We start from the raw sequence: 21531 nt of genomic DNA, 5'->3' as shown, positions 1-21531 counted from the left end.
CCGATTTATCGGCGTTGCTTCCCTTTATATGAGGGCGCTTGGATAGCGCAACGTCGACGCACTCAACCAAATGTGGAGAGATTTATGCCGACACAGGCGCCTGTTATTACAGTAGATGGCCCGAGTGGTGCTGGAAAAGGAACCTTATGTATGCGACTAGCAGAAAAACTGCAGTGGCATTTGTTAGATTCTGGCGCGATATACCGTGTATTGGCATTGGCTGCGATTCACCATGATGTGGACACCACCTCAGAAGATGCATTAGTGCCATTGGCTGCTAACCTAGATGTACAGTTCATCGCTGAAGGTGAGCTGGTAAAAGTGATTCTGGAAGGCGAAGACGTTTCCGCGACGCTACGTACCGAACAAGTCGGCAATCAGGCGTCAAAAGTTGCCGCGTTACCGCGTGTGCGTGAAGCATTGTTGCGTCGTCAACGCGCGTTTGCCGGCGAGCCGGGATTGATTGCTGATGGCCGTGATATGGGCACCGTGGTCTTTCCGCAGGCCGAAGTGAAAATATTCTTAGATGCCAGTGCACAAGAGCGTGCCCGCCGCCGTCAGCAGCAGTTGCAAGAAAAGGGGGTTAATGTTACCTTTGACCGCCTTTTAAGTGAAATTCAAGAGCGTGATGACCGTGACCGCAACCGAGCGGTGGCACCATTGCGCCCCGCGCCAGATGCATTGGTGCTGGATTCAACCTCATTGTCAATCGACGAGGTGATCGAGCAAGCGCTGGCGTTTATTGAAAGCAAATTATCGGCTGCATAAGCAGTCTATAACCGTTAGCTGCAAGGATGATGGCTAACATATTTAACAACCCCATGCGGTAGGATACCCGTGGACGTTTATCAAATTGAAGATTTAAATATAATGACTGAATCTTTTGCTCAACTCTTTGAAGAGTCTCTAAAAGAAATCGAAACTCGCCCAGGTTCTATTGTTAAGGGTACTGTTGTTGCTATCGAGAACGGTTTCGTTCTGGTTGACGCAGGCCTGAAATCTGAATCTGCTATCCCAGCTGACCAATTCAAGAACGCTGCTGGCGAACTTGAAATTGAAGTTGGCGGTCAAGTAGACGTAGCCCTGGACGCAGTGGAAGACGGTTTCGGTGAAACTCAGCTTTCTCGTGAGAAAGCTAAGCGTCACGAAGCTTGGATCCAGCTAGAGAAAGCGTACGAAGAAGCTGAAACCGTGATGGGTATCATCAACGGTAAAGTGAAAGGTGGTTTCACCGTAGAACTGAACGGCATCCGTGCGTTCCTACCGGGTTCACTGGTTGACGTTCGTCCAGTACGTGACACTTCTCACCTGGAAGGCAAAGAGCTCGAGTTCAAAGTAATCAAGCTTGACCAGAAGCGCAACAACGTTGTTGTTTCTCGTCGTGCGGTTATCGAGTCAGAAAACAGCGTTGAGCGTGACGAGCTGCTAGCTTCTCTGCAAGAAGGCATGGAAGTTAAAGGTATCGTTAAGAACCTGACTGACTACGGTGCGTTCGTTGATCTGGGCGGCGTTGACGGCCTGCTTCACATCACTGACATGGCGTGGAAGCGCGTTAAGCACCCATCAGAAATCGTTAATGTTGGTGACGAAATCAACGTTAAAGTTCTGAAGTTTGACCGTGAGCGTACTCGCGTATCATTAGGCCTGAAACAACTGGGTGAAGATCCATGGGTAGCAATTGCTAACCGTTACCCAGAAGGTCACAAGCTGACTGGTCGCGTAACCAACCTAACTGACTACGGCTGCTTCGTTGAAATCGAAGAAGGCGTTGAAGGTCTGGTACACGTGTCTGAAATGGACTGGACCAACAAAAACATCCACCCATCTAAAGTGGTTAACGTGGGTGACGAAGTTGAAGTTATGGTTCTGGACATCGACGAAGAGCGTCGTCGCATCAGCCTAGGTCTGAAACAGTGTAAAGCCAACCCATGGCAGCAATTCGCTGAAACTCAGAACAAAGGCGATCGTGTAACTGGTAAGATCAAGTCAATCACTGACTTCGGTATCTTCATCGGTCTAGACGGCGGCATCGACGGTCTGGTTCACCTGTCTGACATCTCTTGGAACGTGGCTGGCGAAGAAGCCGTTCGCGAATACAAGAAAGGTGACGAGATCTCTGCAGTAGTTCTTCAGGTTGATGCTGAGCGTGAGCGTATCTCACTGGGCATCAAGCAAATGGAAGAAGACCCATTCAACAACTATCTGGCAGCCAACAAAAAAGGTGCTATCGTTAACGGTACAGTGACTGCTGTTGACGCGAAAGGCGCAACTGTTGAGCTAGCAGAAGGTGTTGAAGGTTACCTGCGCGCTTCTGAAGCGGCTCGTGATCGTGTTGAAGACGCGACTCAAGTACTTGCTGTTGGTGACAGCGTTGAAGCGAAGTTCACCGGTGTTGACCGTAAGAACCGCGTTCTGAACCTGTCTGTACGTCTGAAAGACGAAGCTGACGAGCAAGAAGCAATGGCTAGCCTGAACAAAGCCGAAGAAGGCGCGTTCGGTAACGCTATGGCTGACGCGTTCAAAGCAGCGAAGAGCGAATAATGCACAATAAGAGGGGGAAATTTTCCCTCTCTGCATTTATACTGTTGAGAAACATACTAAAGCGGGGTGTTTATGACCAAATCTGAGTTGATTGAAAGGCTCTGTAGTCAGCAAACCCATCTATCTGCAAAGCAGGTAGAGGATGCCATCAAGGAAATCCTTGAGCACATGGCGACCACACTCGAGAGCGGTGACCGCATCGAGATCCGTGGTTTTGGTAGTTTCTCACTGCATTATCGTGCGCCTCGTGTGGGGCGTAATCCTAAAACGGGCGAAAAAGTGGAATTGGACGGTAAGTACGTTCCGCATTTTAAACCGGGTAAGGAACTTCGCGATCGCGTTAACATTTACAGTTAAGCGATGTGCGCTGAAAAAAACGGCATGCTGTAGGTGTGCCGTTTTTTTATGTCTATCGATCATAGCTTGCGTGATGAATTTCCTGCATAATCATACCTCCTGTGTAAGATCTCGTACCAGTCATCACAAGGCCAGGCGCCGGATGTTACGCCTCGATACAAGCACACCTTTAATGCGGTGCGCAGCTTGGCTTAACTCACAGGAACTATCACAGTGACAGATGCCTCGCATCTGGCAGGTTTATCATGATTGATGGGGCGCTAGGCCTTTCGCAATGAGGGAATACTTGTGAAAATACTCGGCATTCTGTTTCTGGTGTTATGCTTTTTGATCACCTTGGCGCTGGGAGCGCAAAACCAAGAAGTGATTAACTTTAACTATCTTATCGCGCAAGGTGAATTTAAGCTGTCAGTCATCTTGGGTATTGTCTTTGTCATTGGCTTTGGCATAGGCTGGCTGGTATGTGGAGCGCTATACCTCAAAGCACGCTTAACGGCGCGAGGATTGCGTAAGCAGGTAGAGAAACAACGCAAAGAACTTGATAAATTGCGTACGGACCCGCTTAAGGAACATTAATTCATGCTAGAGCTGTTGTTTCTGTTATTGCCAATAGCGGCCGGTTACGGCTGGTATATGGGTAACAGGAATGCTCGTCATCGACGGCAAGAACAGTCACATCATCTGTCTCGCCAGTATGTCACGGGACTCAATCTACTGCTGTCTGAGCAGTCGGATAAAGCGGTCGATCTCTTTATTGAACTGCTCCAAGTCGATAATGAAACGATTGATACTCACCTCGCCTTGGGTAACCTGTTTCGCTCTCGCGGCGAAGTCGACAGAGCGATCCGCATTCACCAAAACCTCATTGCTCGTCCTAACCTGACCCTCGACCAACGTAATCTCGCCATGCAACAGTTGGCGAAAGACTACATGGTGGCGGGCTTTTTCGACCGCGCAGAGAAAATCTTTGTCAAATTGGTCGATGAGCCTGACTATAAAGAGTTTGCACTGCAACAGCTTTTGGCGATTTTCCAGCAAACACGTGAGTGGGAACAAGCGATAGACACTGCGGCCAAACTGGTTAAATTGGGTAAGAGCAAACTGCGCAAAGACATTGCTCACTTTCACTGTGAGTTAGCGATGCAGCAGATGGGTGAGGGGAATGAGCACAAAGCTCGTCAACTGCTACGTCGCGCCCTGTCCTATGATAAAGGCTGTGTCAGAGCCAGTCTGATGCTAGCCAAGCTTGATATTCAGCACGAGGACTATAAAGGGGCGATTAAGCAGCTGGAAAACATTCTCGAGCAAGATGCTGATTTTGTCAGCGAGGCTTTACCGCTTCTCGCGCAAAGTTATCGCGCCTTGGGACGCGAAATGCAACTTGTCCGTTTCTTAAAAGAATGTATTGAGAAAAAAGCCGGCGTCAGTGCTGAACTGATGCTCTCAGAGGTGATCGGCGCCAATGAGAACCTGGCAATGGCACAAAGCTTCCTGACCCGCCAACTAACCCGTAACCCGACCATGCGTGGTTTCCACAAGCTGATGGAATACCATGTGGAACAGGCGGAAGAGGGGCGCGCGAAAGCCAGCCTCAATACCCTCAAAGACCTTGTTGCAGAACAGATTAAAGTTAAGCCGCATTACCGTTGTCGTAAGTGTGGCTTTTCCACCCATGCGCTTTATTGGCAATGCCCCTCGTGTAAAAACTGGGGAGCGATTAAGCCAATTCGGGGCTTGGATGGGGAATAATGGCGATGCAGTGGCATCGCCGTTTTTTTATCTTGCTGTCACCGCGAATGGCTGCGACAGCTGGGGAGCACGCGGAGTGCGAGAATAACAACCTTGTGAAGGAATCAGGAGCAATAATGCAAGACCCGAAAGTCATCGTCGCCTTAGATTATGCAGACATGAATCAAGCATTGGCCTTTGTGGATAAAATTGAGCCGGGCTCGTGTCGTTTAAAAGTGGGCAAAGAAATGTTCACCTTATTTGGGCCTGCATTGGTTAAACAATTACACGCATACGGTCATGATGTCTTTCTTGACCTGAAGTTTCACGATATTCCGAACACGTGTGCGAAAGCGGTTGCGGCCGCGGCAGAGCTAGGGGTATGGATGGTGAACGTTCATGCCTCAGGCGGTGAGCGGATGATGAGTGCAGCACGTGAGGCGCTTGAGCCATATGGCGGCAACCGTCCATTGCTTATCGGCGTTACCGTATTGACCAGCATGACGGACGCGGATTTGCGCCAAAGTGGGGTACAACGCTCACCACAAGCTCAGGTACAGCACCTTGCCAAGCTGACGCAACAGTCGGGATTGGATGGTGTGGTGTGTTCAGCGCAAGAAGCTAGTTTGCTGAAAGCCCAGTGTGGCGATGCCTTTAAGTTGGTGACGCCCGGGATCCGACCGGTGGGGAGTGCGGCTGGTGATCAGCGCCGAATTATGACCCCAGAACAAGCTGTTGCCGCGGGTTCCGACTACTTAGTGATTGGGCGTCCGATTACACAAGCCGATGACCCGGCGGCCGTCCTTGCACAAATCAATCAAAGTTTAGCGTAACATCAGGCGCAAAACTGCTTGAGATAATAAAGGCCACATGTGTGGCCTTTATGTTGACTGGCTCTGCGATAAAGCTAGGTACGCGTCGACGCAGATTTACGCGAGCGTCTATCGAGGATGGGCGCAGTAAAGTGACTATCGATCAGACGCTGGGTCAATGTATGCTGAGGATTGGCGAATAAGGACTCTGTGCTGCCTGACTCGACCACTTCCCCTTTTTGCATCACCATCACCTTATCGGTGACATGCTTAATTACGCCCATGTGTTGAGACACGTAAACATACGACAGTCCCATCTCTTCTTGGAGCTCGAGCAGCAAGTTGATGATCTGTGAGCGCATTGACATATCCAACCCGTTCAAGGCTTCATCGGCTACAATCACACTCGGTTGCAAGATTAACGCACGTGCCAGTGACACCCGCTGCTTTTGCCCCGTGGCGAGCATTTGCGGGTAAAAGTAGGCATGCTCGGGTAACAAACCCACTCGCAGAAGGGTGTCTTTAACGCGCTTGCCTCGCTCTTGCGGCGTCATATTGGTATTTCGTTTCAGCGGTCCTTCAAGAATTTGCCCAATTTGGTTTCTTGGATTGAGCGAGGTATTGGGGTCTTGAAAGATCATGCGAATGAGCTTGCAGCGGGTTTGGTAATCTTTGAACGTCAGCTCTTCACCATTGACCCGAATCTGCCCCGATGTTGGTTCGATCACGCCTGCAATCATACGTGCTAGGGTCGATTTTCCCGAGCCATTTTCCCCCACAAAAGCGATGGTTTCGCCGACTTCTAACTGGAAAGAAACGGGCTTCACCGCATGGGTGACGCGTTTTCTTAGCCAGCCAGTGCGGTGGTAATAATCTTTGCTTAACCCGTCGACTTCAAGAAGAGCGGTCATTTTTATTCTCCATATTTAATGGGAAGTGGCAGGCAAACTTATGGTTTTTGATTTTCTGTGTATGCGGCACTTCAACACATTTACGTTGCGCGTAAGGGCACCGAGGGCCCAAGCGACAACCAATCGGTAAGTGCTGCAACGGAGGAATCGAGCCCGGTAATGTTTCCAATTTACTTTTATGGGGAATATCTTGACTAAAATCAGGCATCGCACGCAGCAAAGCATCCGTGTAGGGATGATGCGGCGTGGTAAGTATTTGCTCACGGTTACCTGATTCAACCGATTGGCCGCAATACATCACGGTAATACGATCCGCCCACTGTGTTACTAAGGTTAAGTCGTGACTGATCAGCAAAATGGTGGTGTTAGAAAGCTGATTGGTGCGACTGAGTAACCGGAAAATCTGCGATTGAGTGATAGGATCGAGGTCGTTAGTTGGCTCATCAGCGATCAACAGGCGAGGGCGGTTGGCAATCGCCATCGCAATCATCACTTTCTGGCATTCCCCATCGGTGAGTTCATACGGATAGCTGTCCATCACCCGTTTATGATCTTTGATGCCCACTTTGTGCAATAAGGCAATCGAGTGCTGTTTGCGCCAGTTTAAACGTTGCCACCAGCTACCTGAAAACGAGGCAGGCGGAATGGCCTCTTCCAGCTGATGCCCGACGACCTCAGAGGGGTCTAAACAGGTCGAGGGCTCTTGAAAGATCATCGCAATGTCTTTACCGACTACATGACGACGTTCTCGTGCTGGAAGCTCAAGTAAATCGATATTACCTAATCGTAACCGGTCGGCGCTCACATGCCAGCTATCTTTGGTAACCCCACAAATGGCTTTGGCGACCAAGCTTTTTCCTGAGCCAGATTCACCCACTAAGCCGCGGATCTCGCCGTCATTGATGGTTAGGCTCATACGGTCAACCGCTTTCACCATCCCTTGCGGCGTGTCGATTTCAATGGTCAGGTGACGAATATCTAATAACGGCATTATTCTGTTCCTGCGTTGATAGCTTGGCTGACCCCTTCACCAACAAGGTTAACAACCAAAACGCTAAACGCAATGGCCATTCCCGGGAGTGTGACTGTCCAAGGCGCGGTAAAAATGAGTTCGACTGAATCGCCCAGCATCGCACCCCATTCCGGTGCGGGTGGCTGGGCGCCGAGGCCCAAAAAGCCCAATGCTGCAATATCAAGAATGGCGACGGAAATCGCTCGGGTCATTTCAGTGCTCAGCACCACCGCCATATTCGGGAAAATGGAGTGATAGAGCAGATAAAAATCGTTGGCACCATCAAGGCGCGCGGCAATGATGTAGTCTTTCTCTATCTCATTGTGTACGGCGGTATACACCGCACGAATAATACGAGGGATCAAAGAGAGCCAGACTGCAAGTAGCACCTGCATTTCTCCCACCCCTAAAAAGGCGACCACAATGATGGCAAGCAACAGCGAAGGAATCGAGAGGATGCTGTCGAGAATATGGTTCAAAAAGCTCGACTTTAGCCCCTTCGTCATGCCGGCTAGCACCCCAATGCCCACACCGACAATGCCCGCGCCAATTGCCACCATCAGTGCATAGCCAAAGGTTAAGCGTGAGCCGGCAATCAGGCGAGAAAGCATATCGCGGGTTAGATCGTCTGTGCCCAAGAAGTATTCGATTTGACCCGATTGCACCCAAGACGGCGCCATCAACAGATGACCGGTTTGATGCTGTGGGCTCCAAGGCGCTAATAAAGGAGCGAATATCGTCACCAAGATCAAGCCGACCAGGCACCAAAAACCAATCACGGCCAGCTTGTTACGACGAAATGCCGCCCACGATCGCTCGAGCTGGGTGGGAATATGCTGCTCGACATAGACATTATTTGAGGGCATACCATTCCTTCCTTACCAGAGGGTTCATAAACGCACCCACAACATCTGAAATGATATTTATCAGTAACACAAAGCCACCAATCACGAGGACACCGGCTTGAACAGACGCGTAGTCTTTTGCGATCAGGGCATCTAATAGCCAACGACCAATGCCCGGCCAGTTAAATACCGACTCCACAATGATCACGAAGGTGACCATGGTTGATACCAATAAACCAAAATTAGGAATAATGGGTGGAATGGCGTTTTTCATGCCATGACGCAACACGATCTCGGTTTTAGACAGGCCCTTAGTCGCGGCGGCTTTGATGTAATTTTGGCTCATCACATGTGCCATGGAGTTGCGCACCATTTTGATGATTTCCGTGGTGGGCACCACCGCTAGCGTCAGCGTGGGCAAGGCGAGATGGCGCATGATGTCAGTGGCGACTTTGCCCTGAAGCGGTAAATCCGACAGCCATAAATCCACCAACGCAAAACCGGTAATATGAGGGATCTCATACAACAGGTTATAGCGCCCAGAAACAGGAAACCACTGTAAGTCGAGCGAAAACAGCATGATAAACAAAATAGCCAGCCAGAAGGTGGGAATTGAGAAAACCACCACCGCGAGCGATGAGATCAGCTTATCTGTTGGCCCTTGACTGCGCAGGCCCGCTAAGGTGCCGAGCGGCACGCCAACCACAAAGCTTATCACCAATGCGGCAAAGCATAGCTCCAAAGTAGCTGGGGCGACATGCGCGAGGGTGACCATTACCGGCTCGCCGTTAGCGGCCATGCCTAAATGTCCCTCCACTAATTGGCGTAGGTAATATAACCAGCCAACCCAGTAATCAAAGCCATGCCACACTGAGTCAGGCGCCAACAGCATAATGTTGTAGCCAACCAAGGTGAGGATCACCAAGGTGATTAGGAACAGGTTGAGGCGTCGTAAGGTATAAATCAGCATTAGCGCCCCCGAGATACGTCAGCAAAGCTGTCGGTGCCAAACGGCGTCATGGTTAAGCCTTTTAGGCTCGCGTCACGCACTTGATGTTGAATGCCATGCGCCAAAGGCACGACGGGCATACGACGATTTAAAATGGTTTGTGCTTCGATATACAAGGCTTTGCGCGCCTCGGTATCTTCCGTCGCAATCGCTTCATTGAGTTTTTGATCAAAGTAGCGGTTGCACCAGTTTGACATATTCCAGCCAGTAAACTTTGCATTGCATGTCAGTAGTGGACGTAAAAAGGTGTCCGGATCGCCATTGTCTGCCACCCAGCCGGTCAGCACCATGTCATGCGCATCATCGCCTTCGCGAATAGCCACACGGTTGACTGTTTTCTCCGGAATAATATTGACGCGAATACCAATCGCCCCTAAATCGGCTTGAATCAGCTCCGCCGTTTTTCGCGGGCTCGGGTTAAAAGCGGTGGGTTTCATTGGCACGGTCAAATCAACGCTAAAACCTTGGCGATAGCCCGCTTTAGCAAGGAGTGCGGCGGCCAATTTCGGGTTGTATTCGGTTTGACTGTTGGGATCGTAAGCCCACGACATGGGCGGCAGCAAACTGGTAGCCGGAGCGCCAGTGCCGTAATACACCGAGCTGAGTAGGGCATTGCGATCAATGGCAAGGTTAATCGCTTGACGCACTTCCACTTCAGACAAGGCTGGATGGCGCGTATTCAAGGAGATAAAGGCGACGTTCATGCCGGTTTGAGATGACAAATGAAAACGCTTGTCATCGACGACCACAGGCAATTGACTAGCAACCGGCGAGGCGAGCACATCGCACTCACCAGTCAGCATTTTTGCTAAGGTGCCTGTGCCACGCGTTGAGACGTCAAATACCACTTGCTCCATGGGTGCTGGGCCCTGCCAATACTGCCAATGGCGACGCAAGCGAATAAACTCGCGTGGTTGAAACTCTGCCAGTGCAAATGGGCCAGTACCGACCGGATAGGTATCTAGCTTTTCTGGGGTGCCAGCAGTAAGAAGTTGATCCGCATACTCTTTCGAGAGGATCACCGAAAAGTTGGTTGCCAAAGTGGATAAAAAAGACACATCAGGGCGTGAGAGCGTAAATTGAACTTGATAAGTATCCAAGGCTTTTACGTCTGTTAATAACCCCGAGAAGTCCATGCTATCAAACCAAGGGTACTGGCCACCGGAGACAGGATGGTAAGGATGATTGTTGTCGATGAGACGGCGAAATGAAAAGACCACATCATCAGCGTTGAGGTAGCGTGACGGCGTAAACTGCACACTGCGATGAAACGCAACGCCCCGTCGCAGAGAGAACGTGTAGGTTTTACCGTCCTCGCTGACTTCCCAGCTTTTCGCCAACATGGGTTCGGGCTGATACGTCTTAGGGTTTAGACGCAAAAGGCGATCGTAAAGCTGGCTCGATAAGGTATCGGCCGTGAGGCCGCCGTCGGTCAATTGAGGGTTAAACGTGGTGGGCTGGCCCGGGCCACAAAAAACAAAGCCACGATTGTCGGCCGCACGTTGGTCCGTGGAGGCATCACAGCCTGCGAGGATCAAGCCGCTGACCCCAAGGATCAAAAATTGGATGAAAACGCGCATAAACCAAGTGAAATCAGCTATCAAAGTAAACCCCGTAATCTACCACCGAAACGGCCTTACCACCAAGCAAAGTAAGGGCAATGTCGCGTATCATTTTCCCAGTGATGTACGTATTGGCTTACATCATTGTTCGTTGTTGCCCACATTGTGTTTCCGTAACAGCCCCCTGAGTTGATGGTAGCTGAGGCCGAGTAACTGCGCGGCGTTTCTTTGATGATATTTGGCCTGTGTCATCGCCGCCATCAGCATGGCCTTTTCCATCTCGGTTTGCCACTCCCGCAAATCTACCGGTAACGCAGGGAGCGTCCCGCCTTGATTGTCGGCCGCCGAATTGGTCTGAAGTGGTGATGTTATCTCGGCTTGCCAAGGTGGCGTGAACGGGTCCAGACACAGTGATTCAACCGGCGTATCGGGATCATTGTGGCGATATAAGGCGCGCTCTACACTGTTTTTAAGCTCGCGTACATTACCAGGCCAAGGGTGGGCAAGTAGTTGCGCTTGGGCTTGGGCAGAAAAACCGGCGAAGTAGCTATAGCCTAACTCAACCGCCATTTTTAGAGCAAAATGCTCGGCGAGTAATAAGATATCTTGTCGCCGCTCACGCAGTGGCGGCAAATGGACCACATCAAATGCGAGGCGGTCTAACAGATCAGGCCGGAAGTCCCCACGGGTAGCCATCGCGGGAAGATCTTCATTGGTGGCACAAATCAAGCGCACGTCCGCCTGCTTGGGCTGAGATCCTCCCACACGCTCATATTCGCCATACTCAATCACGCGAAGGAGCTTTTCTTGCACGCCCAAGGGGGCGGTGCCGACTTCATCTAAAAATAAGGTGCCACCTTCGGCCCGCTCAAAGCGACCCGCATGACGCCCTTTGGCGCTAGTGAAGGCTCCCGCTTCGTGACCAAACAGCTCAGAATCGATCAGGCCTTCACTTAATGCGGCGCAATTTAAACTGACGAGGGGCTGAGACCAGCGGTGTGATAAGTAGTGCAAGCGTTGAGCAATCAGCTCCTTGCCAGTCCCGCGTTCGCCAAGGATCAGCACGGGACGATTTAATGGCGCGAGCCGCGAGACGTGGTCCAACACGGCTAAAAAGCGATCGGATTCTCCGATTAAATTGTCTTGTTCACGCATGGCGATTTTTACCAAATAGTGGTTTTGTTCATCATGGCGCGTTTGATGGCAGGATGCAATAAATTTTAAGTATCTGAAATATAAGGATTAAAAAGTTGGCACGTTAGTTGATTATACATTGGCTAGCAAACTATGGCTGAGCGATGGCGCTCAGACGAATCAGGCACAATGAGCATGTAATCTACTGCTTGGGTGCATTATTAAGGAGTCTATGATGGGTATTTTTTCTCGTTTCGCCGACATCGTAAATGCTAACGTCAATTCGCTGTTAGATAAGGCAGAGGATCCACAAAAAATGATCCGTCTTATTATTCAAGAGATGGAAGACACGCTGGTCGAAGTACGCACATCGTCCGCGAAAGCGCTCGCGGATAAAAAAGAAGTGGCGCGTAAGATTGAAAACGTCAATCGCCAGCTCCAAGAATGGCAAGATAAAGCCTCCTTGGCGCTGCAAAAAGATCGGGAAGATTTGGCGCGCGCGGCATTAATCGAAAAACAAAAAGCGCATGATATCAAAGTCGCGCTGGAAGAAGAGTTAAGCTTAATCGAAGAAAGTGTCGATAAGCTGAGTGGTGAAATTGCTGCCCTTGAGACCAAACTGACGGATACCCGCGCGCGTCAGCAGTCACTGGCTATTCGACGTGAAACCGCCGGAAATCGTCGTGACGTGCGTCGCCACTTAGGAAGCGGCCGTGCTGATGAGGCAATGGCAAAGTTTGAACAATATGAGCGTCGTATTGACGAACTAGAAGCGGAAGCAGACAGCTATCAAATGGGCAAAGGCAAGCGACTCGAAGATGAGTTTGCCGATCTGCAAGCTCAAGATGAAATTGAAAAAGAGTTGGCTGCATTAAAAGCCAAAATGAACGATAAGCAATAACGACCACGATAGGAGCGAACATGTCATCATTCTTTTTAGGCATACCACTGGCGATTTTCTTGCTATTTGTCGCCCCGTTGTGGCTGATGCTGCACTATCGTAGTAAGCGTCAAATTGGGCAAGGCTTGAGTGGACAAGATTATGAAACGCTGCAATCACTCGCGCAGCGCGCTGAAAAGCTGCAGACCCGTGTCGATAACCTCGAGCGTTTGCTCGATGCTGAAGCACCCCAATGGAGGCAACGCGCATGAGTCAAACCCTGTATCGTGACCCAGAAAATGGACGCATTGGCGGTGTGTGCGCTGGCATTGCCAATTACTTTGGCATGGAAACCTGGTTGGTACGTATCTTGACGGTTTCTGCGTTTCTGATTGGTTTTGGCTTTTTTGTGATTGTCGCGTATATCGCTGCGATGTTGATCCTCGATAAAAAGCCGATCCAGCCTGATGCACAACCCGATGCGACACCGCAGCCTGAACATCAGGTGAAACAAAAGGCGTGGCAATCGGGAAAGCCGGCGAGCCAACTGATTGCGGATCTCGATCGCGAGTTTAACGCGATGGAAGCAAAAGTTGGCCAGATGGAAGCTTATGTCACCTCCTCGGCATTCAATGTCGACCAAGCCTTTAAAAAGCTGTAAAGCGTTTATGGCCTAACAGCTACACAGAACCTATTCACGCTGTCCCATCGAATTTCTCTCGGGGCAGCGTGGTCATGAAGGAGTCAATCTAACCGATGCCATCAGTGAAAAGGCGCGTAAAGCAGTGGGTGAGCCGCGGGGCTGACCGCCATGTGCGTCTCGCCGTAACCGGTTTATCTCGCGCGGGTAAAACCGCGTTTATTACCTCACTCATTAATCAGCTGACCCATTTAGGCACCCAGCCAAATTTGCCGTTACTGCAACTGGTGCAGCAAGGGCGCGCGCTAGGCGCACGTCGTGAGCCACACCCTCACATGCATCTTCCCGCGTTTGATTATGAAAACGCCATGCATGCCCTGCAAATGACACCGCCGACGTGGCCCTCGCCAACGCGAGATGTGAGTGAGGTGAGAGTGGCCGTGCGCTATCGCCCTCAATCTGCCGCCATGCGCGCGTTGAATGACATGGCTACCTTGTATGTCGATATTGTCGATTATCCGGGCGAATGGTTGTTGGACTTACCCTTACTGAGCCAAAGTTACCCCCAATGGTCGCAAAAGCAGACCAGCATGTTGACGGGGAAACGCGCGGAACTTGCCAAGGCGTGGCAAGCGAAAGCGGCTCAACTGGACCCGCTTGCGCCGGCAGATGAAAAACAATTGGCAGAGGTCGCGGCAAGCTTTACTGAGTTTTTGCATGCTTGCAAAGCGCATGGTGGCCTACATTGGGTTCAGCCGGGACGGTTCGTGTTACCCGGTGAATTAGCCGGCGCGCCGGTCGTGCAGTTCTTCCCTTGGATGGGTGCATTAACTGACGAGATCAAAGCCAAAGCGGACAAGCACACCAACTATGGCTTACTCAAGGCACGTTATGACTATTATTGTGAGCACGTGGTCGCTCAGTTCTACCGCGAGCATTTCGCTAAGATCGATCGTCAAGTGATCTTGGTCGATACGTTGCAGCCGCTCAATGTTGGGCCGGATGCCTTTCACGATATGCGTTTGGCGGTTGAGCAATTAATGCAGAGCTTTAAATATGGTAAATCTGGATTGCTCAAACGGCTGTTCTCCCCGCGGATCGATAAAGTCTTGTTTGCGGCAACCAAAGCCGATCACGTTACGCCCGAACAACATCCGAATATGGTCAGCTTACTGCAACAAATTGTCCACCAAGCATGGCAACAAGCGGCTTTCGAAGGCATAGAGATGCGCTGCCAAAGTGTCGCATCCGTGGCGGCAACGACGCCCGGTTTCGTTGATGTCAAAGGCACCCAACACGCTGCACTGAAAGGCGAATTGGACGACGGCTCGGGGGTGACACTGTATCCGGGCGATGTGCCAAGCCAGCTTCCCGATGCGGATTTTTGGCAACATCAAGGCTTTGATTTTCCATCATTTAGGCCGCCTCGTGTGCCGTTGGATGCGCCGTTGCCACATATCCGCATGGACAAAGCGCTCGACTATTTGCTCGGCGATAAATTTCGATAAGAGAGGATGAGATGACGCAATATAAACCCAAGCAGACGTTTACTCATCATGGCGATAATGATGAGGCGAGTGCCTTTCATGATGTGAAACACCGTGCTGAATTTGATGCACAGGCTGACTTTTTGCCTGAAGCCACGTCGACACTCGAATCGGATCTGGAAACGACGCTGACTCCTACGCGTAGGCGTCGCCGTGTGTGGCCTTTTTTGGTGTTACTCGGCGTGCTCTTGGCGGTTGTGCAATCCGGTGTGAGTGTGTACCAATCGTGGCAGTCGCAAGATTGGCTGAGTTTAGCGTGGCAAAGCTTGTTGGTGGCGGTGGCCGCGACTGGGCTTGCGGTGCTGGGCCGTGAGTGGCGAGCCATGCGTAAGTTAGTGCAGCGCGAACAAACCCGCCAATATGCCGAGCAATTACTGGCTTCTGAGTCGGTTGGGCAGGGAGAGACCTTTTGTCGGACGCTGGCTGAGCGCACACAGCAAACCCATACTGCAGGGTTTGCCCACTGGCAAAGCCAAATCTCGGCCACGCATAACGATGGCGAGGTGTTGGCCCTGTATGAGCAAAATGTGTTAACCGACCAAGATAAAGCCGCGCGGTTATTAGTGACCAAATACGCGCAAGAAGCGGCACTTATGGTGGCGGTCAGCCCACTTGCGATTGCCGATATGTTGCTGGTGGCCTGGCGCAACTTGCACCTAATGACTCGGATTGCGCAGATTTACGGTATTCAATTAGGCGTCAAAGCACGCTTCACTTTGCTAAAAATGGTGCTAACTAATATGGCTTTGGCAGGCGCCAGTGAGGCGATGACCGATGTGGGATTTGATGTCCTGTCGGTGAATATGGCCGGTCGCGTGTCAGGACGCGTAGCGCAAGGCTTGGGAATAGGACTGCTGACGGCACGCTTGGGTCTTAAAACCATGACCTTGATGCGTCCGCTGCCTTGGCATGGCCAGCCCGCTCCGAGTTTGTCACAACTTCGTCGCGAGTTAGTTAAACGGCTTTTGGGCAAAGCTGAACGCTCAGCGTCGTAATGGGTCGCCCTTGGCCGCGAACTCGTCGCGACGCCAAGGGCTCTAAAGGCTTTAAGATCTGTTAGGTAATTCAACTTTATAATCAAAAATTTACCTAAACGGGTGATGTGCTACAAACGTGATATCAGGTGGCAAAAATCGCATCAGGGCTTGACTGTTTCCGCCAACCCGCTCAAACTCCGCTTCAGTGTCAACTTATCCTGACAGCTAATTCGGCTCCGACAGATAAACTGTTTGACCTCTTACCTAACTGACTGATGAGTGCCGTGTTTTTAACCCACTCATCCAACGATGTGACGAGCCGGTATTGGGTATCACTGTCAAGTTACAGGAATCCATTATGAGACTGAAAGTCTGTTGTGAAGACAGAATCGGGCTAACGCGCGAACTACTCGATATTTTGGTACGACGTGAAATTGACCTGCGTGGTATCGAGATCGACCAAGTCGGCATTATCTACCTCAATTGCCCTGAAATTGAATTCGAAGCCTTTAGCCAACTGATGTCTGAAATCCGTTTGATTTCAGGCGTGACCGATGTGCGTAAAATCCAGTTTCTGCCTGCCGAACGCGAGCACCGTGAACTGCGCGCTCTGCTCGAAAGTCTGACTGATCCTGTGTTCTCGATTAACCTCGATGGTTATATCGATATGGCCAATAAAGCGGCACTGGATTTGATTAGCTCAAGCGAGCATCAATTAGTGGGCGAGCACGCCAACAGTGTGTTCCCTGATTTTCAATTTTCTCACTGGTTAGAAAAAGAAGAAGCAAGCCAAAGTTGCCGCATGGTTGTGATGGCCGGGCTCGACTTTCTGATGGAAGTGATGCCGGTTCACATTAACGATGAGAGTGATCAGCCCGTGCTGGTCAGCGCCGTTGTCCAGCTCAAGCAAGTGGCAATGAACAATACGCCACAAACCGTGTTCCGTACCCCTAGCGATCACGGTTTTGAGCATTTGGTAGGCCAATCTAACAAGTTTAAACAGCTGATTAGTCAAGCGAAAAAGCTTGCCATGCTCGACGCGCCATTATTAATCCAAGGTGAAACGGGCACCGGTAAAGAGATGATCGCTCGAGCCTGTCATCGCCATTCGCTGCGTGCGGACAAGCCGTTCTTATTGGTCAACTGTGTGTCTATGCCGGATAACGCCGCCGAAACCGAATTATTTGGTATGGCGGCGGCGGAAAATGGCGGTACAGCCAAAAAAGGGATCTTTGAGCAAGCCGATGGCGGGACAGTTTTCTTGTATGAAGTCGGCGAAATGAGCCGTCATCTGCAAGTGAAATTATTGCGCTTCATGCAAGATGGCACCTTCCGTCGCGTTGGCGAAGAGCGTGAAATGCACGTTGATGTGCGCGTGATTTGCTCGACACAAAAGAATCTGCCTGAACTGGTCGCGGCGCAGCAATTCCGTGAAGACTTGTTCTATCGGCTTAATGTCTTGTCGTTGACCGTGCCTCCTTTGCGCGAGCGTACCGCGGACGTCATGCCTTTGGCTGAACTATTTATCAAACAGTTTGCCGCCGATTTAGGCCAATCTAAGCCACGGATTGATAGCGCGCTGGCTGATTATCTGACCCATTATGCGTGGCCGGGTAATATTCGTCAGCTCCGCAATATTTTGCTTCATGCCATGACCCAAATTGACGCAGAAGTGATGACGATCGACGACGTTCAGTTACCAGAGATCGAAAATACCCAATTCATCAGTGAAGAGTCATTGGATGGTTCGCTGGATGAAATCATGAAGCGATATGAATCGGGGATCTTAAATAATCTCTATCGGAGTTATCCGTCGACCCGAAAACTTGCCAAGCGCTTGGACGTGTCGCATACCGCGATCGCGAATAAGCTGCGTGATTACGGGATTGGCAAAAAGTAGTTAGCCCGACGCGAACTAAGCGGGCCCCTCTAGGGGCTCGCCTTGCTCAAGAGCTAACAAGGCATGCTTGAGCTCAGCGCCATAACGGTAATCACCCACTTGGTGATCCTCGTTAAGGACACGATGGCAAGGAATGATGATGGGAATCGGATTCATGTTGCAGGCCATCGATACAGCACTGAGCATATGTGGCTCGCCCAGTGCAGCGGCCAATTCTCGGTAGGTGCAGGTATCACCATAGGATATCTGCTGTATTTGCTGCCACAAACGACATTGAAACGGGCTGCCTTCCGGGCACAAGGGCAGTGAAAATTCAGCCCGTTGCCCTGAGAGGTACTCGAACAGCTGCGTTTTGTAGCGGTGGAGTGCTCTTGGGTCATGTTGCCACTCACGGCTGGGCTCAAAGGGGTGATACACCGACAAGGTCAGCTGTCTTAGTCCGTGTTCGTCCGCTAATAAGCTGATTTGCCCTAGCGGTGTTGTCATGCAGTCAAAAAACATAATCGTTCGGAACCACAGAATGTCTGATCCCAGTATAAGCCGTTTCCCGCGTATCATTGTCGATGATTTACGGATTGATGCGATCTGTCACGAAGACGTGACGCGTATTGTTCAATACTTCCAACGTAATCGCACTTTCTTGACCCCGTGGGAGCCGACACGCACCGATGGTTTTTATACCGAGCAGGGCTGGAAACGCCGCGTATTGCAATTGATGGAGCTGCAAAAACACCAGCTGGCTTATTACTTTTTAATCGCGAAGCCAACGTCACCACAGGTGTTAGGCGTGATTTCCTACACCAGCATGATGCAGTATCCGTCTTACTCATGCACGGTGGGTTACTCATTAGATGAGCTCGCTCAAGGGCAGGGAATTATGCGGCGCGCGTTATCAGCCACCAACCAATGGCTGTTTGATAACGTGAATATGCATCGCGTCTGCGCCTCTTATATGCCGAAAAATGAAAAAAGCGCCAAGGTGTTAGAAGCGGTTGGATTTGAGCGTGAAGGGCGTGCGCGCGATTACTTGCTGATTAACGGACACTGGGAAGATCATATCTTAATGGCCCACATTAATCCGCGTTGGCAGCCACCTCGTCCTGAGAGCACGCAAAACGCGACCTCTCTTGGCTAACGGTTGGTGAAGAAAAAGGGCGCCGCAGCGCCCTTGGTCATGTCTGATAGCCTTGATTATTTCACGGTCAGAACACGCATCGTATTGGTTGAGCCGATCACTTCCATTTGGTCACCTTGGGTCATAATGACCTGATCCCCTTCATCCAAGAAGCCACCTTCTTTGAGGGTTTGCAGTGCGCGCTCAGCAACTTGCAGGCCAGCTCCGCTATCACTATCAAAGTAAACCGGTGTGACCCCCCGATACAGCGCGGCACGGTTGAGTGTGTGCTCGTGACGTGAGAGCGCGAAGATAGGTTTACCTGACGAAATACGCGACATCATCAAGGCGGTTCGGCCCGACTCGGTCAACGAGACCATGGCTTTCACCCCTTTCATATGGTTCGCCGCATACATGGTCGCCATCGAAACCGTTTCTTCTTGGCTATCAAATTGACGATCCAGACGGTGATTCGACACATTGACGGACGGCATTTTTTCCGCCCCCATACAGACTTCGGCCATTGATCGAACGGTTTCTACGGGGTATTGCCCCGCAGCGGTTTCCGCAGAAAGCATGACGGCATCTGTTCCGTCGAGGACGGCGTTCGCCACATCCATCACTTCCGCACGCGTTGGCATTGGCGCCGAAATCATCGACTCCATCATCTGAGTTGCTGTGATCACCAAACGGTTCATGCTACGGGCGCGGCGAATCAATTGCTTTTGGACCCCCACCAATTCAGGGTCGCCAATTTCAACACCTAAATCGCCACGTGCCACCATCACCACATCTGATGCTTCGATGATGTCATCAATGCTTGCTTCGCTTGCCACGGTTTCAGCACGCTCAACTTTGGCGACCAATCGCGCCTCAAGACCTGCGTCGCGAGCCAAGGTACGCGCGTAATTCATATCTTGACCGTTGCGCGGGAACGAAATGGCTAAGTAGTCCACGCCAATTTTGGCGGCGGTATGAATGTCTTGTTTATCTTTTTCAGTCAGTGCCGGCGCCGATAGACCGCCACCTTTTTTATTGATGCCCTTGTTGTTCGACAGCTTGCCACCGACCGTCACTTCGGTATGCACTTTCGCGCCGTCTACCGCCAACACTTTGAGTTGAACTCGGCCGTCATCAAGCAACAGGATATCGCCATTGGTCACATCCTGAGGAAGCGCTTTATAGTCGAGGCCGACTGCATCTTGATCACCCATACCCGGTGATAAATCACCGTCTAGGGTAAATTTATCACCAACGGCCAGTTGGATTGCTCCGTCTTTAAAGGTCGATACACGGATTTTCGGCCCTTGTAGGTCGCCTAAAATACCGACATGACGACCCAATTTGGCCGCAATGGCACGGACCTGTTCGGCACGCTTAATATGATCTTCTGCGCTGCCGTGAGAAAAGTTGAGGCGAACCACGTTTGCGCCTGCCTTAATCACCGCTTCTAACACATCATCTTTATCAGTGGCAGGGCCGAGTGTTGTAACTATCTTGGTTCTTCTCAGTTTTGCAGACATGTTTAACTCCTGTTTTCATTGGGCTACGCCCAGACCACGCATAGACCTGGATAGTGAGGTGCAACAGCAAAAACATCATGAAGCTCAACGTGCAACCAAGCACATTGCATCCAGTGTAGCGCAGGGAAAGCGTCGATCGTGTGACACAAAAAAGGAGTGCCGTGGGCACTCCTGCGTATTAAGTCAACGACTCTTTGTGAAAGCGTGAATCGCGAATCGCGTCTTTCACACGTTTCAAGTTTTCTCTAAACCCGGGACCGCGGCGAAGCGTGAAGCCAGTCGCGAGCACATCAATGACGGTCATTTGCACGACGCGACTCGCCATGGGCATATAGACGTCGGTATCTTCCGGGACATCAAGCTGAATGGTGTGTGAACACACTTTATCCAGTGGTGAGTCACGCTGGGTGATGCCGATAACCGTCGCGCCATTTTCGCGCGCTAAGTTCGCCACATCCACCAAGCTTTTGGTGCGGCCAGTGTGCGAGATCACCACCACGACATCCCCATCGTTACAGTTAATACAGCTCATACGCTGCATTACGATGTCGTTGAAGCAAACAATGGGGATGTTAAAGCGGAAAAATTTGTTTTGTGCGTCATGCGCAACCGACGCCGATGCACCAAGGCCAAAAAAGGCGATCTTTTTGGCTTGGGTCAGTAAATCCACCGCGCGATTAATTTGGTGGGTATCGATACTGTTTTTCGCGACATCCAAGCAGGCCATGGTGGATTCAAAAATTTTAGCGGTATAAGCGTCAGCACCATCGTTTTCTTCTACGTTACGATTGACGTAGGGTGTCCCGTTCGCGAGGCTTTGCGCAAGGTGCAATTTAAAATCAGGAAAACCCTTGGTGTCGAGTCGGCGACAGAAGCGGTTCACGGTTGGCTCACTCACATCCGCCATCTTAGCCAGTGTGGCAATACTAGAGTGGATCGCTGTTTGTGGTGAGGCAACAATCACCTCAGCAACTTTTCTTTCAGATTTGCTGAAGTTTTCGAGATTTTTTTGTATTTTTTCCAGAGTATTCATTCGAGT

Annotated in this window: 21 protein-coding genes and 1 pseudogene; 13 read left to right on the top strand and 9 right to left on the bottom strand. The window is 50.8% G+C overall.

The genetic code is table 11. From position 1 onward, the window contains the following. The first annotated feature begins 84 nt into the window (after window positions 1–84). The 6 genes from cmk to pyrF all read left to right on the top strand — a co-directional run bounded on the left by cmk (window position 85) and on the right by pyrF (window position 5459). Window positions 85–768: a (d)CMP kinase gene (gene cmk / locus BZG84_RS09220; protein ID WP_069588873.1), complete on the top strand. Its 684-nt coding sequence runs from the start codon at window positions 85–87 to the stop codon at window positions 766–768. A 102-nt stretch (window positions 769–870) separates the two neighbouring features. Further along, entirely contained in the window at window positions 871–2541 is a 1671-nt protein-coding gene (gene rpsA / locus BZG84_RS09215) for a 30S ribosomal protein S1 (RefSeq protein ID WP_069588938.1), read from the top strand. A gap of 72 nt (window positions 2542–2613) precedes the next feature. Continuing rightward, window positions 2614–2898, top strand: coding sequence for an integration host factor subunit beta (ihfB, locus tag BZG84_RS09210; RefSeq protein WP_069588875.1), 285 nt, complete (start codon window positions 2614–2616; stop codon window positions 2896–2898). Window positions 2899–3186: 288 nt separating this feature from the next. Then, a complete protein-coding gene (locus BZG84_RS09205) occupies window positions 3187–3474 on the top strand; it encodes a LapA family protein (protein WP_069588877.1) in 288 nt (95 codons plus the stop codon). Between the two features lie 3 nt (window positions 3475–3477). After that, window positions 3478–4647, top strand: a complete 1170-nt coding sequence (lapB, locus tag BZG84_RS09200; RefSeq protein WP_077480725.1) for a lipopolysaccharide assembly protein LapB — start codon at window positions 3478–3480, stop codon at window positions 4645–4647. 116 nt (window positions 4648–4763) lie between these two features. Beyond that, a complete protein-coding gene (gene pyrF, locus BZG84_RS09195) occupies window positions 4764–5459 on the top strand; it encodes an orotidine-5'-phosphate decarboxylase (protein WP_069588880.1) in 696 nt (231 codons plus the stop codon). A 74-nt stretch (window positions 5460–5533) separates the two neighbouring features. Here pyrF and BZG84_RS09190 read toward each other — a convergent pair. The 6 genes and pseudogenes from BZG84_RS09190 to pspF all read right to left on the bottom strand — a co-directional run. Beyond that, window positions 5534–6235: pseudogene (locus tag BZG84_RS09190) on the bottom strand (peptide ABC transporter ATP-binding protein); the annotation flags it as partial. Between the two features lie 97 nt (window positions 6236–6332). Then, window positions 6333–7340, bottom strand: coding sequence for a peptide ABC transporter ATP-binding protein (locus BZG84_RS09185; RefSeq protein WP_069588884.1), 1008 nt, complete (start codon window positions 7338–7340; stop codon window positions 6333–6335). Beyond that, complete coding sequence (gene sapC, locus BZG84_RS09180; protein WP_069588887.1) at window positions 7340–8227, bottom strand: putrescine export ABC transporter permease SapC; 888 nt, start codon at window positions 8225–8227, stop codon at window positions 7340–7342. The genes BZG84_RS09185 and sapC overlap by 1 nt, the downstream gene beginning before the upstream one ends. Continuing rightward, window positions 8214–9176, bottom strand: coding sequence for an ABC transporter permease (locus tag BZG84_RS09175; protein WP_077480439.1), 963 nt, complete (start codon window positions 9174–9176; stop codon window positions 8214–8216). Before BZG84_RS09175 ends, sapC begins: the two co-directional genes overlap by 14 nt. Then, a complete protein-coding gene (gene sapA, locus BZG84_RS09170; protein ID WP_077480438.1) occupies window positions 9176–10795 on the bottom strand; it encodes an ABC transporter substrate-binding protein SapA in 1620 nt (539 codons plus the stop codon). Before sapA ends, BZG84_RS09175 begins: the two co-directional genes overlap by 1 nt. Before the next feature lie 123 nt (window positions 10796–10918). Then, a complete protein-coding gene (gene pspF / locus BZG84_RS09165) occupies window positions 10919–11932 on the bottom strand; it encodes a phage shock protein operon transcriptional activator (protein ID WP_077480437.1) in 1014 nt (337 codons plus the stop codon). A 214-nt stretch (window positions 11933–12146) separates the two neighbouring features. Between pspF and pspA the strand changes: the two genes are divergently transcribed. The 6 genes from pspA (at window position 12147) to tyrR (ending at window position 17855) form a co-directional block, all read left to right on the top strand. After that, window positions 12147–12812, top strand: a complete 666-nt coding sequence (gene pspA, locus BZG84_RS09160) for a phage shock protein PspA (RefSeq protein WP_069588891.1) — start codon at window positions 12147–12149, stop codon at window positions 12810–12812. A 20-nt stretch (window positions 12813–12832) separates the two neighbouring features. Beyond that, a complete protein-coding gene (gene pspB / locus BZG84_RS09155) occupies window positions 12833–13063 on the top strand; it encodes an envelope stress response membrane protein PspB (protein WP_069588893.1) in 231 nt (76 codons plus the stop codon). Next, window positions 13060–13452: an envelope stress response membrane protein PspC gene (gene pspC, locus BZG84_RS09150; RefSeq protein WP_077480436.1), complete on the top strand. Its 393-nt coding sequence runs from the start codon at window positions 13060–13062 to the stop codon at window positions 13450–13452. The genes pspB and pspC overlap by 4 nt, the downstream gene beginning before the upstream one ends. Before the next feature lie 95 nt (window positions 13453–13547). Continuing rightward, window positions 13548–14939 carry a YcjX family protein gene (locus BZG84_RS09145; RefSeq protein WP_077480435.1) on the top strand — a complete coding sequence of 464 codons (1392 nt, stop codon included), beginning with the start codon at window positions 13548–13550 and terminating at the stop codon, window positions 14937–14939. An 11-nt stretch (window positions 14940–14950) separates the two neighbouring features. After that, a complete protein-coding gene (locus BZG84_RS09140) occupies window positions 14951–15973 on the top strand; it encodes a YcjF family protein (protein WP_077480434.1) in 1023 nt (340 codons plus the stop codon). Between the two features lie 340 nt (window positions 15974–16313). Further along, window positions 16314–17855: a transcriptional regulator TyrR gene (gene tyrR, locus BZG84_RS09135; protein ID WP_077480433.1), complete on the top strand. Its 1542-nt coding sequence runs from the start codon at window positions 16314–16316 to the stop codon at window positions 17853–17855. 15 nt (window positions 17856–17870) lie between these two features. Here the strand turns inward: tyrR and BZG84_RS09130 are convergent, their stop codons facing one another. After that, entirely contained in the window at window positions 17871–18341 is a 471-nt protein-coding gene (locus BZG84_RS09130) for a methylated-DNA--[protein]-cysteine S-methyltransferase (RefSeq protein ID WP_241825771.1), read from the bottom strand. A gap of 34 nt (window positions 18342–18375) precedes the next feature. On the opposite strand from BZG84_RS09130, the gene BZG84_RS09125 reads away from it, so the two are divergent. After that, entirely contained in the window at window positions 18376–18990 is a 615-nt protein-coding gene (locus BZG84_RS09125) for a GNAT family N-acetyltransferase (RefSeq protein WP_069588905.1), read from the top strand. A 56-nt stretch (window positions 18991–19046) separates the two neighbouring features. Here BZG84_RS09125 and pyk read toward each other — a convergent pair whose 3' ends face one another. Next, window positions 19047–20492, bottom strand: a complete 1446-nt coding sequence (gene pyk / locus BZG84_RS09120) for a pyruvate kinase (RefSeq protein WP_077480431.1) — start codon at window positions 20490–20492, stop codon at window positions 19047–19049. 178 nt (window positions 20493–20670) lie between these two features. Continuing rightward, window positions 20671–21525, bottom strand: coding sequence for a MurR/RpiR family transcriptional regulator (locus tag BZG84_RS09115; RefSeq protein ID WP_069588909.1), 855 nt, complete (start codon window positions 21523–21525; stop codon window positions 20671–20673). Between the last annotated feature and the right edge of the window lie 6 nt (window positions 21526–21531).

The sequence above is a fragment of the Salinivibrio sp. PR932 genome (genome assembly GCF_001996125.1).
Lineage (GTDB): Bacteria > Pseudomonadota > Gammaproteobacteria > Enterobacterales > Vibrionaceae > Salinivibrio > Salinivibrio proteolyticus.
The sequence above is the reverse complement of the archived record's forward strand: the minus strand, read 5'-3'. Positions and strand labels throughout refer to the sequence as shown.